Annotated in this window: 13 protein-coding genes; 12 read left to right on the top strand and 1 reads right to left on the bottom strand. The window is 47.9% G+C overall.

The annotated features are described in order from the left end of the window. The first annotated feature begins 87 nt into the window (after nucleotides 1–87). The 12 genes from WB371_RS22590 (at nucleotide 88) to WB371_RS22645 (ending at nucleotide 13,665) form a co-directional block, all read left to right on the top strand. Entirely contained in the window at nucleotides 88–1,242 is a 1,155-nt protein-coding gene (locus WB371_RS22590; protein ID WP_336222228.1) for a glycosyltransferase family 4 protein, read from the top strand. Nucleotides 1,243–1,443: 201 nt separating this feature from the next. Beyond that, nucleotides 1,444–2,820, top strand: coding sequence for a phosphomannomutase CpsG (locus WB371_RS22595; protein WP_336222229.1), 1,377 nt, complete (start codon nucleotides 1,444–1,446; stop codon nucleotides 2,818–2,820). A 79-nt stretch (nucleotides 2,821–2,899) separates the two neighbouring features. Next, nucleotides 2,900–4,294 (top strand): undecaprenyl-phosphate glucose phosphotransferase, encoded by a 1,395-nt coding sequence (gene wcaJ, locus WB371_RS22600; protein WP_336222230.1) that lies wholly within the window; start codon nucleotides 2,900–2,902, stop codon nucleotides 4,292–4,294. A gap of 103 nt (nucleotides 4,295–4,397) precedes the next feature. Continuing rightward, a complete protein-coding gene (locus WB371_RS22605) occupies nucleotides 4,398–5,762 on the top strand; it encodes a mannose-1-phosphate guanylyltransferase/mannose-6-phosphate isomerase (RefSeq protein ID WP_336222231.1) in 1,365 nt (454 codons plus the stop codon). A gap of 98 nt (nucleotides 5,763–5,860) precedes the next feature. Beyond that, nucleotides 5,861–6,886: a dTDP-glucose 4,6-dehydratase gene (rfbB, locus tag WB371_RS22610; protein ID WP_336222232.1), complete on the top strand. Its 1,026-nt coding sequence runs from the start codon at nucleotides 5,861–5,863 to the stop codon at nucleotides 6,884–6,886. 44 nt (nucleotides 6,887–6,930) lie between these two features. After that, nucleotides 6,931–7,797: a glucose-1-phosphate thymidylyltransferase RfbA gene (rfbA, locus tag WB371_RS22615; RefSeq protein WP_336222233.1), complete on the top strand. Its 867-nt coding sequence runs from the start codon at nucleotides 6,931–6,933 to the stop codon at nucleotides 7,795–7,797. Nucleotides 7,798–7,800: 3 nt separating this feature from the next. Then, on the top strand, nucleotides 7,801–8,841 hold the full coding sequence (locus WB371_RS22620) for a TDP-N-acetylfucosamine:lipid II N-acetylfucosaminyltransferase (RefSeq protein WP_336222234.1): 1,041 nt from the start codon (nucleotides 7,801–7,803) through the stop codon (nucleotides 8,839–8,841). A gap of 45 nt (nucleotides 8,842–8,886) precedes the next feature. Beyond that, nucleotides 8,887–10,017 (top strand): dTDP-4-amino-4,6-dideoxygalactose transaminase, encoded by a 1,131-nt coding sequence (gene rffA / locus WB371_RS22625; protein ID WP_336222235.1) that lies wholly within the window; start codon nucleotides 8,887–8,889, stop codon nucleotides 10,015–10,017. Further along, nucleotides 10,014–11,447 carry a lipopolysaccharide biosynthesis protein gene (locus WB371_RS22630; protein ID WP_336222236.1) on the top strand — a complete coding sequence of 478 codons (1,434 nt, stop codon included), beginning with the start codon at nucleotides 10,014–10,016 and terminating at the stop codon, nucleotides 11,445–11,447. Before rffA ends, WB371_RS22630 begins: the two co-directional genes overlap by 4 nt. Nucleotides 11,448–12,063: 616 nt before the next feature. Next, the gene (gene mscS / locus WB371_RS22635; protein WP_336222237.1) at nucleotides 12,064–12,963 is read left to right on the top strand and encodes a small-conductance mechanosensitive channel MscS; all 900 of its coding nucleotides are present in this window, start codon (nucleotides 12,064–12,066) and stop codon (nucleotides 12,961–12,963) included. 68 nt (nucleotides 12,964–13,031) lie between these two features. Next, the gene (locus tag WB371_RS22640; RefSeq protein ID WP_336222238.1) at nucleotides 13,032–13,193 is read left to right on the top strand and encodes a hypothetical protein; all 162 of its coding nucleotides are present in this window, start codon (nucleotides 13,032–13,034) and stop codon (nucleotides 13,191–13,193) included. A 325-nt stretch (nucleotides 13,194–13,518) separates the two neighbouring features. Then, the gene (locus WB371_RS22645; RefSeq protein ID WP_336222239.1) at nucleotides 13,519–13,665 is read left to right on the top strand and encodes a hypothetical protein; all 147 of its coding nucleotides are present in this window, start codon (nucleotides 13,519–13,521) and stop codon (nucleotides 13,663–13,665) included. 144 nt (nucleotides 13,666–13,809) lie between these two features. Here the strand turns inward: WB371_RS22645 and WB371_RS22650 are convergent, their stop codons facing one another. Beyond that, nucleotides 13,810–15,255 carry a catalase gene (locus WB371_RS22650; RefSeq protein ID WP_336222240.1) on the bottom strand — a complete coding sequence of 482 codons (1,446 nt, stop codon included), beginning with the start codon at nucleotides 15,253–15,255 and terminating at the stop codon, nucleotides 13,810–13,812. Nucleotides 15,256–15,986 lie beyond the last annotated feature (731 nt).

The following is a 15,986-nucleotide window of genomic DNA, read 5'->3' on the forward strand; positions in this document are numbered from 1 at the left end:
TTTATACGTTGATCCTCGCCTGCCCATGGGCGGAAGATTTATGTATCAGTCTTTTTTAATAATCAACTAAGATAAGAAGGTATATTTGTGTCACATCAACTTAATATAGGCATTGTGGCAGAATGGCTGATTACCTGGGCCGGAGCCGAAAAAGTTATTGGTGAATGTGTTCGTTTATTTCCTGAGGCTCAGCTTTATTCCGTGGTGGATTTTCTTTCTGAAAATAACCGGGCACTGTTGAACAATAAGGGTATTACCACCACCTTTATTCAGAGCCTGCCCTTTGCCCGTAAGAAATATCAGACGTATCTTCCTCTTATGCCTCTGGCCATAGAGCAGTTGGATGTATCCGGACACGATATTCTTCTGTCGAGCTCATATGCGGTAGCGAAAGGGATACTGACCGGGCCGGATCAATTGCATATCAGCTATGTTCACTCTCCCGTCCGCTATGCATGGGATTTACAGCATCAGTATCTGCACGAAACCGGTCTTGACCATGGGATGAAAGGGATGCTTGCCCGCTGGTTGTTACACAAGATCCGTCTGTGGGACTACCGGACCGCGAATGGAGTGGATCACTTTCTGGCCAACTCGCAGTTTATTGCCCGGCGGATTAAAAAGGTCTATGGACGGAATGCTGATGTTATCTACCCTCCCGTAGATACCCATGCCTTCACGCTGAGTGAATTTAAGGACGAGTTCTACCTGACAGCCTCGCGCCTGGTCCCTTACAAACGAGTTGATCTCCTGGTTGAAGCCTTTAGCCACCTGCCTCAGCGACGACTCCTGGTGATTGGAGATGGCCCTGAGATGGAGAAAATCAAGAAAAAAGCTGGCAGCAATATTGAGATCCTTGGCTACCAGAGCGACGAAAAAATGAAAGCGTATATGCAGGGTGCAAAAGCCTTTCTGTTCGCTTCTGTGGAGGATTTTGGGATTGCTCCCGTCGAAGCACAGGCTTGCGGAACGCCGGTTATTGCTCTGCGGCGGGGAGGTGCCTGCGAAACTGTTCGCCCTTTCGGTGAAAGTCAGGCGACAGGACTTTTTTTTGACCGTCAGGATGTAGCTTCCGTGGTGGAGGCAGTGGAACGGTTTGAACAGATTGGCCATCTGATTAAACCGGAGGATTGTCGTATTAATGCCTGCCGTTTTTCTAGTGAACGTTTCCGGACAGAGCTTGCTGAATATATTCATTCGAAATGGCAGGAATTCATGGAAAGGAAAAGAATTATTTATTAGTAAGGATATTTTTAACCTGTTGATATATTTTTTATTGGTCTTACTTTTTCGAATTTCATTAATAACTCACAGCGCTTGTGACGATATTGTCGCGTTTTTATCTCGATTTGATAATTAATGTCGCGTATGTGTGGTTTTTATTGTTCAGCGAGGGATGTCAGTGGGTCTTAATAAAGATGGTTTTATGATGAAGAGTTAAATATGCTTAAACTGAATTGTTTCAAAGCCAGTGATATCCGGGGAAAACTCGGAGAAGAATTAAATGAAGAAATTGCGTGGCGGATTGGCCGTGCTTTTGGCGAATACCTTAAGGCAAAAACCGTCGTTGTAGGGGGCGATCCCCGGCTCACCAGCGCCGCGCTGAAACATGCGGTCTCCGAAGGGTTGCGTGATACCGGGGTGGATGTGCTGGATCTGGGTATGTGCGGGACTGAAGAGATCTATTTCGCTACGTTTTGGTTGGACGTTGATGGTGGGGTTGAAATAACCGCAAGTCATAACCCGGCAGACTATAACGGTATGAAGCTGGTCCGTAAATACGCTCACCCGGTGGGGGCTGAGAGCGGATTATCAGAGGTTCGCCGCCTGGCTGAAGCCGGGGGAGGGCGTGCCATTCAGGCGCACGAGCGGGGCCAATATCAACAGCTTTCTCTGCGCGACAGGTATATCGATCATCTTCTTTCTGTTGTAGACATCCAGACTTTCCCGCCTCTCAGGGTGGTCATTAACTCGGGGAATGGTGCAGCAGGTCCGGTAGTGGATGCTCTGGAGTCTCGTTTTCAGGCACTTAATGTACCTGTGGAACTGATTAAAGTGCATAACACGCCGGACGGTAATTTTCCTAATGGGATCCCTAATCCACTTTTGCCGGAATGCCGCAAGGACACGAGTGATGCCGTACTTAAATACAGGGCGGATCTGGGGATTGCCTTTGACGGAGATTTTGATCGTTGTTTCTTTTTTGATAACACCGGCCAGTTTATTGACGGGTATTACATCGTAGGACTGCTGGCAGAGATGTTTTTACAGAATTCTCCAGGGGAAAAGATTGTCCACGATCCTCGTTTAACCTGGAACACTATTGATCTGGTCAACCGGGCAGGTGGGATACCGGTAATGTCCCGGACTGGTCATGCCTTTGTAAAGGCCAGAATGCGGGAAGAAAATGCGGTTTATGGGGGAGAAATGAGTGCGCACCATTACTTCAGGGATTTTGCCTGGTGTGACAGCGGTATGCTTCCCTGGCTTCTGATTATCGGATTGCTGGGAACATCTGGTAAAAGTCTGCGTGCTTTGGTTTGTGAAAGAATGAATGCTTTTCCGGTGAGCGGAGAAATTAACAGTTTTCTGTCTGAGCCAGAGGCTGCCATTGAGAGAGTGTTATCTCATTTTATCGCAGATGCCCTAATCGTGGATCGCACGGACGGCGTGTCAATGGAGTTCATCGACTGGCGTTTTAATCTTCGCGTCTCAGGTACGGAGAGCCTGGTGAGGCTGAATGTGGAATCGAGGGCCGATCCGGTTCTGGTAGAGAACCGTACCCGGGAAATTCTGGCGCTGCTCCGTCAGTACGCTTGAAGATCTGCACAACTGCTCAGGTTTTTGACTGAAACCTGAGCGCTAGATTTAGCCTGCTAAATTAAGAACAGGTAACACAATGACAGCACTTCATAAACGTGAATGGGTGAGAACGAATACTTCGATCATTTCCCTTGCGCAGCGGTTATCGGATGTGATTTCGATCTTCACCGGATTATGGTTCGTGTGCTTCGCGAGTGCCACACCGTTTCTTTACGTACCTCTGCTGATGGTACTGGTTACGCTGGTTGTTTATCAGATGATAGAGGGAATGACCGATTTCTGGCGTGCGTGGCGCGGCGTGAAAATTTCTACAGAACTTATGTTACTGGCGCAGAACTGGACGTTGAGTCTGGTGATAAGCGCGGTACTGATGACGCTCAGTGATGAACTACGCGGCACTTTTCGCCTCTGGTTTGCATGGTATATGTTGTCTGCAGCAGCACTGGTTGCATGTCGTCTGCTCATTCGTGCGGGTGCCGGATGGTTCCGGCGACAGGGCATTAATACACGAAACGTGGCTATCGTAGGCGATCTTCCGGAGGGAAGGCTCCTGGCGGACACGTTTCGTAATCAGCCGTGGCTAGGCCTGCATGTTGCGGGTATTTATGACGATCCATCCAGAATTCCGGACTGTGCAGGATGCGCGGGCAATCTGGAACAATTGATTGCCGGAGCCCGTGAAGGCAGGATCCATAATGTCTATATTGCGTTGCCAATGAATGAAGGTGAACGGATCAGGAAGCTGGTCAGAGCGCTGTCAGACACCACCTGTTCAGTTATGCTGATTCCGGATGTTCTGGCTTTGCGGGTTTTTCATGATCGTACGGACGATATCAATGGTGTTCCGGTGATCCCGTTACTGGAGTCCCCGATTTCCGGGGTGAATCGAATCCTTAAACGTACAGAAGATCTTGTTCTTGCTGTGCTGATCCTCTTCTTCTTTTCCCCGGTATTATGCGCTATAGCACTGATAGTCTATTTCAGTTCGTCCGGGCCCATCTTCTTTCGTCAGACCCGATACGGTATGGATGGACGGCCCATCAGGGTCTGGAAATTCAGGACAATGCAGGTAATGGAAAATGGCCAGCATGTCACTCAGGCCAGGCGGGACGATCCGCGAGTAACCTGGGTGGGGCAATTTCTGCGCCGTACCTCTCTGGATGAAATGCCACAGTTTTTTAATGTGCTGGCTGGAGATATGTCGGTTGTCGGGCCCCGCCCGCATGCGGTGGCGCATAATGAGCAATACAGGTTATTAATTGAAGGTTATATGTTGCGCCATAAAGTCAAGCCCGGCATAACGGGTTGGGCGCAGGTTAATGGCTGGCGAGGAGAAACGGATACATTGGATAAAATGCAAAGGCGTGTTGAGTACGATCTGGAATATATTCGTGAATGGAGTCTCTGGTTCGATATTAAAATTGTGATTATGACAGTATTTAAAGGTTTTATTCATAAATCAGCCTATTGATTACCCTTTCTGCAGCCATATTCGTGGCGCACAGGCACCGTAATGAAACTGGAACTGGATAATTTATCTTCAACCGGTTTCGATTATCTGAATGAGAGAGACTATGATCCTTCCCGTTATTATGGCTGGAGGCGTGGGCAGCCGGTTATGGCCACTGTCCCGCGAACATCACCCAAAACAATTTCTGCGCCTTCATGGCCAGGGCACGATGCTGCAAAACACGGTCTCAAGACTGGATGGTTTGCCGGTATCGTCGCCGCTGGTTATCTGTGGTGAAAAACATCGCTTTTTGGTTGCTGAGCAGTTCCGGCAGGTAAGCCGTACACCCGTCAGTATTCTCTGTGAACCTGTTGCCAGAAGCACTGCGCCCGCAGTCGCGCTGGCGGCGCTGCAGTGTATGGCAGAAGAGTACGATCCAGTGTTGCTGGTACTGGCAGCTGATCATGTCATTGAAGATGAACAGGCTTTTCGTCTGGCCGTTGAGCGGGCTCTGCCACTCGCCCTGCAGGGAAAACTCGTGACGTTTGGCATTGTGCCGACCGGTCCGGAAACAGGCTATGGCTATATCGAACGAGGACGGGGTGTCAGCGAAGAGGAAAATGTGTTCAGTGTTGCGCGTTTTGTCGAGAAGCCTGACAGAAGCCGGGCCCAGGCTTTCATTGATACAGGCCGGTATTACTGGAACAGTGGCATGTTTATGTTCCGGGCCTCGCGATATCTGGAGGAATTAAAACGTTTCCGGCCTGATATTTTACAGGCCTGCCAGCGGGCGACGGAAAAGTCAAAAGCGGCCTACAGCGCTGAATTTATTTCTGTCGACAAAGCCTCTTTTTCGGCCTGCCCGGCAGAGTCCCTTGACTGTGCTGTTATGGAGAAGACGACCGACGCGGTAGTAGTTTCCCTTGATGCCGGCTGGAGCGATGTTGGCTCCTGGGATGCCGTCTGGCAGATGTCAAGTAAGGACAAATACAACAATGCCACTCGCGGGGATGTCGTGATCAGTGAAGCTTCAGGCTGTTACGTTCGCAGCGAAGGACGCCGGATAGCGGTGATTGGTGCTGACGATCTTATCATTGTGGATACATCCGATGCTGTGCTTATTGCAGGGAAACAACATGCACAACATGTGAAATCGATAACAGAAAATTTGGAAGCAGATTTATCCATGCAGCAACCGGATACATCTTTTGAGGGGAATTCAGCACGAACCAAAGGTTACAGATTTAAACAGCTAACACTCAATCCGGGAGAAAAAGTATTTCGTCAGCTTCATCCTGGAAGCGTTTATCATAATATTGTACTGTCGGGTAAGGCTTGGATCATGATTAAAAATAACACTCAGACACTTTTTGCTACTCAGTCAGCTATGATTACCAGTGAAAAAAATTTCACCATTAAAAATAATGGGGTGCACCGTCTGGAATTGCTGGAAGTGTTTTTTTATAACAAAGGTGCTATTCAGGAATAAACTTACCCGGTTGTTTACACAGATTGTATTTAAGATGTCTGAATTACGTCAGATATAGTCTATGTTTCTGGTGCTTTCTACCTTAATTCGGGATATATATGAAAATCATTATCACGGGTGGCGCAGGATTTATTGGTTCTGCGCTGGTCCGCTATATTATCGATCATACGTCAGACGAAATACTGATAATCGACTGCCTGACTTATGCCGGTAATACTAATTCCCTGACATCCATTTCAGGCAACGAAAGATATCATTTCGAAAAAGTAAATATCTGTGACGCTCAGGCCCTTGAACGAATTTTCGCTGGGTTCAGGCCGGATGCCGTTATGCATCTGGCTGCAGAAAGCCATGTGGATCGGTCGATTGAAGGACCCGAGAAATTTATTGAAACGAATATCACCGGAACCTGCCGGTTACTTGAAGCCTCCCGTCACTACTGGCAAACCCTGTCGGGTGCAAAACAAGCCCAGTTCCGGTTCCTGCATGTCTCTACCGATGAAGTGTTTGGCGATCTTGGTGCGGAGGGGATATTTACCGAGAGTACTCCCTATGCGCCCGGGAATCCGTATTCCGCGACAAAAGCGGCCAGTGATCATCTGGCAAGAGCCTGGCGGCGAACATACGGTCTGCCCGTAATTATTACCAATTGTTCGAACAACTATGGTCCCTGCCAGTATCCCGAGAAGCTAATTCCGCTGACGATCCTGAATGCACTTGAGGGGGTGCATCTCCCTGTTTACGGAGGAGGTGAACAGGTTCGTGACTGGTTGTATGTCGAAGATCATGCAAGGGCCCTGTATCGGATTCTGATTCAGGGGGAAGCAGGAGATACCTATCTTATTGGCGGACACAATGAGAAACGAAATATTGATGTTGTCAGGGCTATCTGCCGGCTCCTTGATGAGCTTGTGCCGCTGACATCGGGGGGGCTGAATCGCTACGAAGACCTCATTACTTTTGTGAACGACCGCCCGGGGCATGACACGCGATACGCCACCGATGCGTCCCTGCTCCGTGATCGCCTCGGCTGGATACCCGTCGAATCATTTGAATCAGGTCTTCGCAAAACGGTTGAGTGGTATCTTGCGAATCCGGCATGGTGGAAGCCTCTCAGGGGTTGAGCGTTGCTACTGGGATAATTTTTCAGTTTCACTGAGGATCTGTTATGAAGGGCATCATACTGGCAGGTGGTTCCGGAACCCGGCTTTACCCTGTCACTCGCGGGATTTCCAAGCAACTGCTTCCTGTCTATGACAAACCGATGATTTATTACCCGCTCTCTGTTCTGATGTTGGCAGGCATTCGGGATATTCTGATTATTTCCACTTCGGAAGATTTACCGGCGTTTCGCCGGCTTCTGGGCAACGGAGAACGTTTAGGCATTCGGCTGAGTTATTGCGTTCAGCCTCATCCTGAGGGGCTTGCACAGGCATTTATTATTGGTGAAGAGTTTATTAACGGAGATCGCTGCGCACTTATTCTGGGAGATAATCTTTTTTTTGGCCACGGATTTGGCGAAAAGCTGGCGCTGGTTGCTTCACGTCAAACGGAGGCGACGATCTTCGGTTATCAGGTTGCCGACCCTGAACGCTTTGGCGTGGTGGAGTTTGATGACCAGCAACGGGTAATTTCCCTGGAGGAGAAACCCTCATTTCCCAAGTCTGACTGGGCGGTAACCGGGCTGTATTTTTATGACAGCCATGTCACGAGCCTGGCAAAACAGGTGAAACCTTCGGGGCGGGGTGAGCTGGAGATAACCACCCTGAATCAGATGTATCTGGAACGTGGGGGGCTGAATATTGAGCTGCTGGGGCGTGGATTTACCTGGCTGGATGCAGGTACACATGAAAGCCTGCTTGAGGCCTCCGCACTGATCCATACCGTGGAGAAAAGACAGGGCCTCAGAATAGCCTGCCTTGAAGAGATTGCTTTTCGCCGCGGGTGGTTGTCTGCACAAGCCCTGGCAGAAGAAGCAACATTGCTGGAAAAAACATCGTATGGTCAGTATCTTGCCAGGCTTTGTCAGGAATAAAGAATGAAATATGTCCATATCTGCCCGGCAGATAAATTTATACCGGGGTTTATTGAACTGATGTATCAGCATTTCGAATTCAGCGAACACCAGTTCTGGATCTACGGCGACACGCATAAATATGGTATTCCTGCTGCGGATAATATTTTTCTGATATCCGGAAGCATCGCCGACAGGCTCCGGTTACTGGTGGCTTTAATGCGGTGCCGGAAGGTTATTTTCCACAGTTTCCATGGCATCAGGCTGGCCCTTTTATTGTTACTGAACCCCTGGAGTATCCGGAAAAGTTACTGGTTTATATGGGGGGGGGACTTATACCAGAGTTCGGCTAATCAAAGAAAAATAAAATGGCATATTACAGAATGCCTACGTAAATATGTCATTCGCCGAATGGCCGGTATTGTTACATACATCCGGGGAGATTATCTGAATGCCTGTCACTGGTACCGCTGTGAGGGAAAATGGTATGAATGCCTGATGTATACGAGCAATGTGTTTACACCTCAGGAAAAAAATATTGCGACTTGCGTTAAAAGTGAAACACTGACGATTCTGGTTGGAAACTCGGCGTTACCCACTAACAATCATCTGTCAGCATTGAGTATTCTTCAAAAATATGCTGACAAGAATATCAGTATCGTTTGTCCGCTCTCCTATGGGATCCAGGAATATGGACGTCAGATCCAGATAACAGGCCAGAGAATGTTTGGTAAAAAATTTACAGCAATTACACGGTTTATGCCCGTCGAAGATTATCTGACACTGCTGCGTCAGATAGATATTGCGGTGTTTAACCATACGCGTCAACAGGCCATGGGAAATACGATAGCGCTTCTGGGGGAAGGGAAGACCGTTTTTCTTAATCCTGGCACAACGCAATGGGATTTCTTCTGTGAAAAACAGATTCATGTGTGTGACCTGCAGTCTTTTTCACTGACGCTCTTGCCTGAACAAACTGTACAGGCTAATCAGGAAATCATCAGGCGATATTTTTCGAGAGACAATTTAATTAATCAGCTCAGCCTTCTTTTTCAGGCCAGATAATAATCTCATCCTTTTTCTCATAAATTTCTTTGCAGGAACGATAGTATGATCCCATTCAATAAACCCCCGGTGACGGGTGACGAAATCGGTTTTATTCATGAAGCGCTTGCGAACGCCAAATTTTCTGGTGATGGTCCTTTTGGTAAATCCTGTCAGACCTGGTTTGAAAATGCGTTTGGTTGTCACCAGACCTTACTGACCCCGTCCTGTACCGCGGCTCTTGAAATGGCTGCTCTGTTGCTGGATATCCAGCCAGGGGATGAGGTCATTATGCCCTCTTATACCTTTGTGAGCACGGCAAATGCCTTCGTACTCCGTGGCGCGTTAATTAAATTTGTGGATCTTCATCCTGAAACCATGAATATGGATGAACGGCTGCTTATCAGCGCTATTACTCCCAAAACGAAAGCCATTGTCCCCGTCCATTATGCTGGCGTGGCCTGTGATATGGATGTGATTATGAACATTGCTGAAAGGTTCGGTCTTTTTGTTGTGGAAGATGCGGCGCAGGGGGTGATGAGCCAGTACAAGGGCCGTTACCTCGGCACACTGGGCCACCTCGCGGCGTACAGTTTTCATGAAACCAAGAACTACACAAGCGGTGGGGAAGGGGGGCTATTGATTATCAATGATCCCAGGTTCAGCCAGCGTGCTGAGATCTTGCGGGAGAAGGGAACCGACAGGAGCCAGTTTTTGCGAGGACAGGTCGACAAATACACCTGGGTTGATTCAGGGAGCAGCTATCTGCCGGGTGAGCTTCAGTCCGCTTTTCTCTGGGGACAACTCCAGCACGCAGAGGACATTCACCAGAGCCGGATGGCGGTGTGGGACACTTACTATGAATGTTTCCGGCCTCTGGCGGAAAAAGGGTTGCTGACACTCCCCTTCATACCCGACTACAGCCAGCACAATGCCCATATGTTTTACATTAAACTGAAGGATATTGAGCAGAGAACGCAGTTTATCGACTGGCTGAAGACGCAGGGCGTGATGGCTGTGTTCCATTATATCCCCTTACATTCGTCCCCGGCAGGCAGGCTGTTTGGGCAGTTTGTTGGCGAAGATAACTTTACGACCCGTGAGAGTGAAAAACTAGTCAGACTGCCCCTGTTTTACAACATGACAGAGCAGGATGTGCACCATGTAACAGACAGTGTGCTGAGATTCTTTGCATGAGGGTGTCGCAAATTTTTGCCTTTGCCATCGGACCGGCTGCAAACGCACTGCTGGGGCTGGCGACGTTACCTCTCATCACCTGGCTGTTTTCGCCTGGTGATGTGGGAAGATTGAGTATGTTAAATGTTGCGGTCTCATTTTGTCTCCTGTTCTGCAGCCTGGGTCTCGATCAGGCTTATGTGCGTGAATATCATTCGGAAACGCAGCGGGGGGCGCTCCTGAGGAAAGCTTTATTGCCGGGGATGATGGTCCTGTTACTGCTCTCTCTTGGGTTTATGCTGAGCCCAGGGAGTCTGGCATTACTCGTGCTTGGTGAGCGGGATACCTTTCTCAGTCTTGTTATTATGCTGGCGTTAATCAGTGCCTTCCTTAACCGGTTTCTCTCACTGATCCTGCGTATGCAGGCCCGGGGACTGGCATACTCCCTTGGTCAGATCCTGCCCCGTCTGACAATGCTCGCTCTGGTACTGGGATACAGCCTTTTCAGTTCAGGGGATTCGTTAACATTCCTGATTGTTGCCTGGAGTTCAGGGGTGGTAATGACGACAGTGATTCTGGCGGGGAGCACACGGGATGAGTGGAAGCAGGGGGGGCAGCAATCATCCGGTAAAACCAGACAATGGGATATGCTGATGTTTGGTCTGCCCCTGATTCCCGGCGGACTGGCCTTCTGGGGAGCGTCCACAATAGATCGTCTTTTTGTCAGATCCTATAGTGGGTTTGAAGAACTGGCTCTGTTTTCCGTGGCCGTCAGCTTTGCTGGTGTTGCGGGTATTCTTCAGACCGTTTTTACGACGGTCTGGGCACCGGTGATTTATCAGCATGCGGACGCTCCGGACAGCGCGGTAGCCATTGTTACCAGAATGACCCGATGGATGACGGTTATCATTGTGAGTTTATTCAGCATGGCGGGTTTGTTCTCCTGGCTGGTCAGGTATCTACTTCCAGCTGAGTATTCTGGTATCGAGTATATTATTGTTGCCTGCCTGGGATTCCCGTTGCTGCTGACATTATCGGAAGTAACCTCTGTTGGTATCGGACTGATGAGAAAAACATTGCTCTTGATGATCGCTTCAGTTCTGACTTTACTCATCAATATCGCATTAAATGCCGCCCTGGTCCCGGCAGCCGGTGCGGGAGGCGCTGCCGCTTCAACATGTCTTTCATTCTGGATTTTCTTTGTCATCAGAACAGAGTTATCCGTGCGTATATGGCGGAAAACCACGCGTTATGAGGCATATGTTTTTACGCTGTTGTGTGTGTGTTCTGCAGCAATGTCTTCTTTAACCGGAAAATCCACTGAGAATATACTGGTGTGGGTGTGGGGAATTCTGCTGCTGGGGGGGCTTTTATGGCATTGGCGGTTTATACGAACGGATATATCAACGGTTTTTCTCGCGCGTACCGGGAGCCGGCAGGTCGGAGGGTGAGCAAGGAGGCTTTCGCAGATAGAAGACTTCATGAAAAAAACTGGATTTGGATATGTCGTTTCAGAACGTCATGAGTAGCGGTGTCAGGGGGCGACAGGAATACTGACATCACTGAACGGAGTGAGAGAATCTGAAATATGATGATTCAGTCTATGGGGCTGAAACTCAGAGTTAACCCGGATTTTATCCTGACGGGCATGATGTTTGTAGTTTAGCTCTGGTTTTTATGGAGGATATTTCTACTTTAAGAAAGTGGCTGGAGACTTTTCTTTTTCTGTGTTTTTTCGGGGAGGGGGATGTCCTAATTAAAACTTAAAATGAATGATTGTTTTTTTTAAATTTATAGCCAGATATTAGTGGGCGCTTAGTGCTATTATTGTAAAACAGTAGTGCAACTGCCCTGAAATATATGATGATTTGTTTTGTGTCAATATTATTTTATTTGCAATATACAATTGCATCCGATGATAAGTTATGCGGTGCGCTCATGTCATTTACTCAGGGAAGATCCTGCTGCCTGCAATTAGGATTCCCAAAATCCCCATTTGGACTATTCAGTACAGAGCAATATTAAACACTTTTATTAAGCAACTTTTCTAACACAGGAAATTCAGGTATGAAGTTTGAAGCATTTCCCGGGATCAAACAATTGATTTTCTGGATTACTCATAATGAAACGACTATCATTCAGGGGATAATTAATCTTATTGGTGCTTTGTTTTTACTTAGTGCTGGTATATTTATAGCCCGCTTAACCAGTACGGCTTTTAAAAAAATATTGTTACGCCGCAATGTCGATACAACGATAACTCAATTCTGTTCAGCCTTACTGCGCTATGCGATGATTGCATTTGCAATCGTCGCTGCGCTCGGTCGTGTAGGTGTAGAGACGTCTTCCATCATTGCGGTAATCGGTGCGGCAGGTCTGGCGATTGGCCTTGCACTGCAAGGGTCGCTGGGAAACTTCGCAGCGGGTGTGCTGCTGGTGACGCTTCGTCCGGTCCGGGCGGGTGAATATGCCAATGTTGGTGCAGTGGCAGGCACTATTGAAGAAGTTCATATTTTTTCAACCACACTCCGCACCGTTGACAATAAGATGGTGGTGATACCAAATGGCAAGATCATTGCCAGCGAGATTATTAACTACTCTCGTCAGAAAGAACGCCGTGTGGATATTATTGTGGGCGTTGCATACAATACATCAATTGCACATTTCAGAAGTGTAATTAAAACAGTTGTAATGGTCGATTCCCGTATAATTCACGCAAAAGGCCATACAATCCGTTTAAATGAATTTGCCCCGTCATCGCTGAATTTTGTTGTTCGGGTTTGGACTGAAAATAAACATTACTGGGATGTCTATTTTGATCTGATGGAAAATATTAAAAATGCGCTGGATAATAACATGATCCAGATGCCTTTTCCGCAGATGGACATCCATCTGAACGATTTACGCACACAGATACAGACACAGGATGTCGCAAGCCCTGTTAAACATCCGCGCGACATGCCGTAGGTGTTGTTCAGCACTAACTTCATCCTCTCGCGGGCAGGGGGAGCCCTACGGCTTCAGCATCCCTTTCTGTGAGCATGGTTTGGGTCGGGTTGATTGTTATCGCAACCAGGCAGCTTTTCATGGCGGTATCGCGTACTACTGGTGGCCGCTGGTGGTTTGCCATCGCGCTGTTTGGCAGCTATTTTGCGGTTACCGGTGATTTTCAGTACCAATATGCTGTCGCTGGATAATGTTCTGAACCGCTACTGATCAGGCGTGGTGCAAATACGTCATTGCTGCTCATCATGGCTGATATCATCGGTGGTATACTGACTTGAAGGAATTATTGGGCCTGTATTACTGGCAATATTATGGGCGACGCTCTCGGCATGGCGATTCTGTACTGAAAAACAACACATTCATTTTCTCTGCCTCTGGTAACACTACTGGTAGCTTCAGCAAAACGTACTGAGAGGGACTGCTGTTGGCGGCGGTCATGCCCCGTTGGCTGGTGAAATCAGGTGTCAATAAGCTGCGTATGCCAGTCGCGAAGTACGCAAAAGAGTGTACTGTTCCATGTCCGACAACACTGCTGAGGATGTCTGTCCTGTCTACGCTAACAGCTGGACCCCGCGCCATGCAACCCCGCCGGATAATGTCTTTTTACATTATGAGGAGAAAACGCTGCTGTTTGTGCTATGGCCAATGGATATCCAGGACTGACGGGGGCAGGAAGCCAATGCAGTATAACCGCACAAGGCATTTATGCCCGGTGCGGTTATTGTCTTCGGTAAGCATGGCGCAGACATTCCCCATCAGGCTACTTTACCAGAACTGGCTCCATAGCCTTGCTGAGTTGCACTATTGTCAGGCTGTTTTTATAGCCTGTAATGCTTCTGCCACCCCTGCGCCATAATCAGGATGTACTTCTCTAAAAAGGTTTATCTGGCGTTGCTGGATAAATTCGGGAATATCCTTCATATCAGCCGCAATCCGTGCAAACATCCGTTGATGTTCATCCTTACCCAGCAGCTCAAACAATTTGCGTGGCTGACTGAAATAGTCTGTATCTTCACGATGATTCCAGTGATCGGCCGCGCCTTCAGTGCTTAATGGCGGTTCGCTGAAATCGGGTTGCTCCTGAAAGACGCCAAAACTGTTGGGTTCGTAGGTTGGGCCGTTGCCACTGTTACCGTCTACACGCATCGCACCGTCACGGTGATAATTGTGAAATGGGCACTGTGGGGCATTAACTGGGATCTGATGGTGGTTGACGCCCAGACGATAACGATGTGCATCGCCATAGGAAAACAGACGTCCCTGAAGCATACGGTCCGGCGAAAAGCTTATTCCCGGCACCACATTGGCCGGAGACATCGCAACTTGCTCCACTTCAGCAAAATAATTGTCAGGATTACGATTGAGCTCCAGCTCCCCGATTTCGATGAGTGGATAGTCACTATGTGGCCATACTTTAGTCAGATCAAAGGGGTTATACGGCACCATTGATGCTTCAGCTTCCGGCATAATCTGCACATAAAACGTCCAGCGAGGATGATTACCAGACTCTATGGATTCAAACAAATCGCGCTGCGCACTTTCCCGATCTTCTGCCACCAACCTCTTTGCCTCATCATCATGCAGGTTATCGATCCCTTGCTGTGATTTGATATGAAATTTTACCCAAAAGCGTTCATTATCACTGTTGATAAAGCTGAATGTATGGCTGCCGAATCCGTGCATAGTACGATAAGAACGCGGCAACCCCCGGTCACTGAAATCTATCGTTAACTGATGCAGTGTCTCTGGTAAGTGGGAAAAGAAGTCCCATTTCCAGGTGGGGTTACGCAGATTAGTACGTGGATCCCGTTTTACGACATGGTTTAAATCCGGGAATTTTAGCGGGTCGCGTAGATAGAAAATGGGTGTATTGTTGCCAACCAAATCCCAGTTTCCCTCTTCAGTATAGAATTTAATGGAAAAGCCTCGGATATCTCGTTCAGCATCCGCGGCACCACGTTCGCCGGCGACAGTAGAGAACCGGACGAAGAGAGGCGTTTTTTTCCCTACTTCGGAGAAAAGCCTTGCGCGGGTATATTTCGTAATATCTTTTGTTACTGTAAAGGTTCCATGTGCGCCAGAACCTTTAGCGTGCATACGTCGTTCAGGAATGACTTCTCTGTCAAAATGTGCCAGTTTTTCCAGAAACCAGACATCCTGTAACAACATAGGTCCTCGTGGTCCCACAGTAGCGACATTATTATTTTGTGCAACAGGTGCCCCCGCGGCAGTGGTTAATCCTTTTTTACTCATCGTTGGTGCCTCATTTATGTTTGAGAAGAGTTTCATGCTACAGTCAGGTTATATTTAAAACTGCAAACGATATTCAGCAATCAGGCTCTTTCTATTGAATTCATATCTGTATCCTTTCATCAGATGCAGTCCTCGTAGTCGATATTTGTAACCTATTGTTTGAAAATAAAAATATCACTGACTGGTGAGCGTTTTCTGTTTTCAAAACAAAAAGAATAAGCCTGCCACTCTTCTGCCTGAAATCCATTTGCACAATTCGAAATGGTTAATACATATTTTTTGATTTTTCAGCAGGTAACGTCAGGATATCTTTGATTTTTTGTGAATGGCTCCCAGGATGTCGCAAAGGCTGAACTGTGTGCCAGTGAACCTGTTGTGGTACCTGTTCATAACACCGAACCGGGATCACCTACTCAGAGATTTGCCCCCATGATGAATGAACAGGTTACTTTCTTTCTGCATGATGGGAATGAATACGCCTCAATGCTGACTGATCGATGTTTCCAGGAGCACTATATATATGATGTTTATCGGGGGCGTATCACCTTCCCGACTGCCTCATCTAATGTATGGCATAAAACACAGGCAATCAGATATTGCACCGCTAAAACCTGCTTGCTAGCCATTTCTTAAATGGACTACAATTTGTCCTACAGCGATTAGGGCTGGCGTTGGATTCTGTTTGATTCTAATTGGTTAGCGTCTAAAGTAGAATTCCGTCCGTTCCGCCA

Source organism: Citrobacter amalonaticus, assembly GCF_037053465.1.
Classification (GTDB): domain Bacteria; phylum Pseudomonadota; class Gammaproteobacteria; order Enterobacterales; family Enterobacteriaceae; genus Citrobacter_A; species Citrobacter_A amalonaticus_H.

Excerpts from the sequence above, each read along its gene's own strand:
- wcaJ (WP_336222230.1), top strand. The coding sequence starts at position 2,900 with ATGACAGCACTTCATAAACGTGAATGGGTGAGAACGAATACTTCGATC.
- WB371_RS22645 (WP_336222239.1), top strand. The coding sequence starts at position 13,519 with ATGTCCGACAACACTGCTGAGGATGTCTGTCCTGTCTACGCTAACAGC.
- mscS (WP_336222237.1), top strand. The coding sequence starts at position 12,064 with ATGAAGTTTGAAGCATTTCCCGGGATCAAACAATTGATTTTCTGGATT.
- rfbB (WP_336222232.1), top strand. The coding sequence starts at position 5,861 with ATGAAAATCATTATCACGGGTGGCGCAGGATTTATTGGTTCTGCGCTG.
- WB371_RS22595 (WP_336222229.1), top strand. The coding sequence starts at position 1,444 with ATGCTTAAACTGAATTGTTTCAAAGCCAGTGATATCCGGGGAAAACTC.
- WB371_RS22630 (WP_336222236.1), top strand. The coding sequence starts at position 10,014 with ATGAGGGTGTCGCAAATTTTTGCCTTTGCCATCGGACCGGCTGCAAAC.
- WB371_RS22620 (WP_336222234.1), top strand. The coding sequence starts at position 7,801 with ATGAAATATGTCCATATCTGCCCGGCAGATAAATTTATACCGGGGTTT.
- rffA (WP_336222235.1), top strand. The coding sequence starts at position 8,887 with ATGATCCCATTCAATAAACCCCCGGTGACGGGTGACGAAATCGGTTTT.
- WB371_RS22605 (WP_336222231.1), top strand. The coding sequence starts at position 4,398 with ATGATCCTTCCCGTTATTATGGCTGGAGGCGTGGGCAGCCGGTTATGG.
- rfbA (WP_336222233.1), top strand. The coding sequence starts at position 6,931 with ATGAAGGGCATCATACTGGCAGGTGGTTCCGGAACCCGGCTTTACCCT.
- WB371_RS22650 (WP_336222240.1), bottom strand. The coding sequence starts at position 15,255 with ATGAGTAAAAAAGGATTAACCACTGCCGCGGGGGCACCTGTTGCACAA.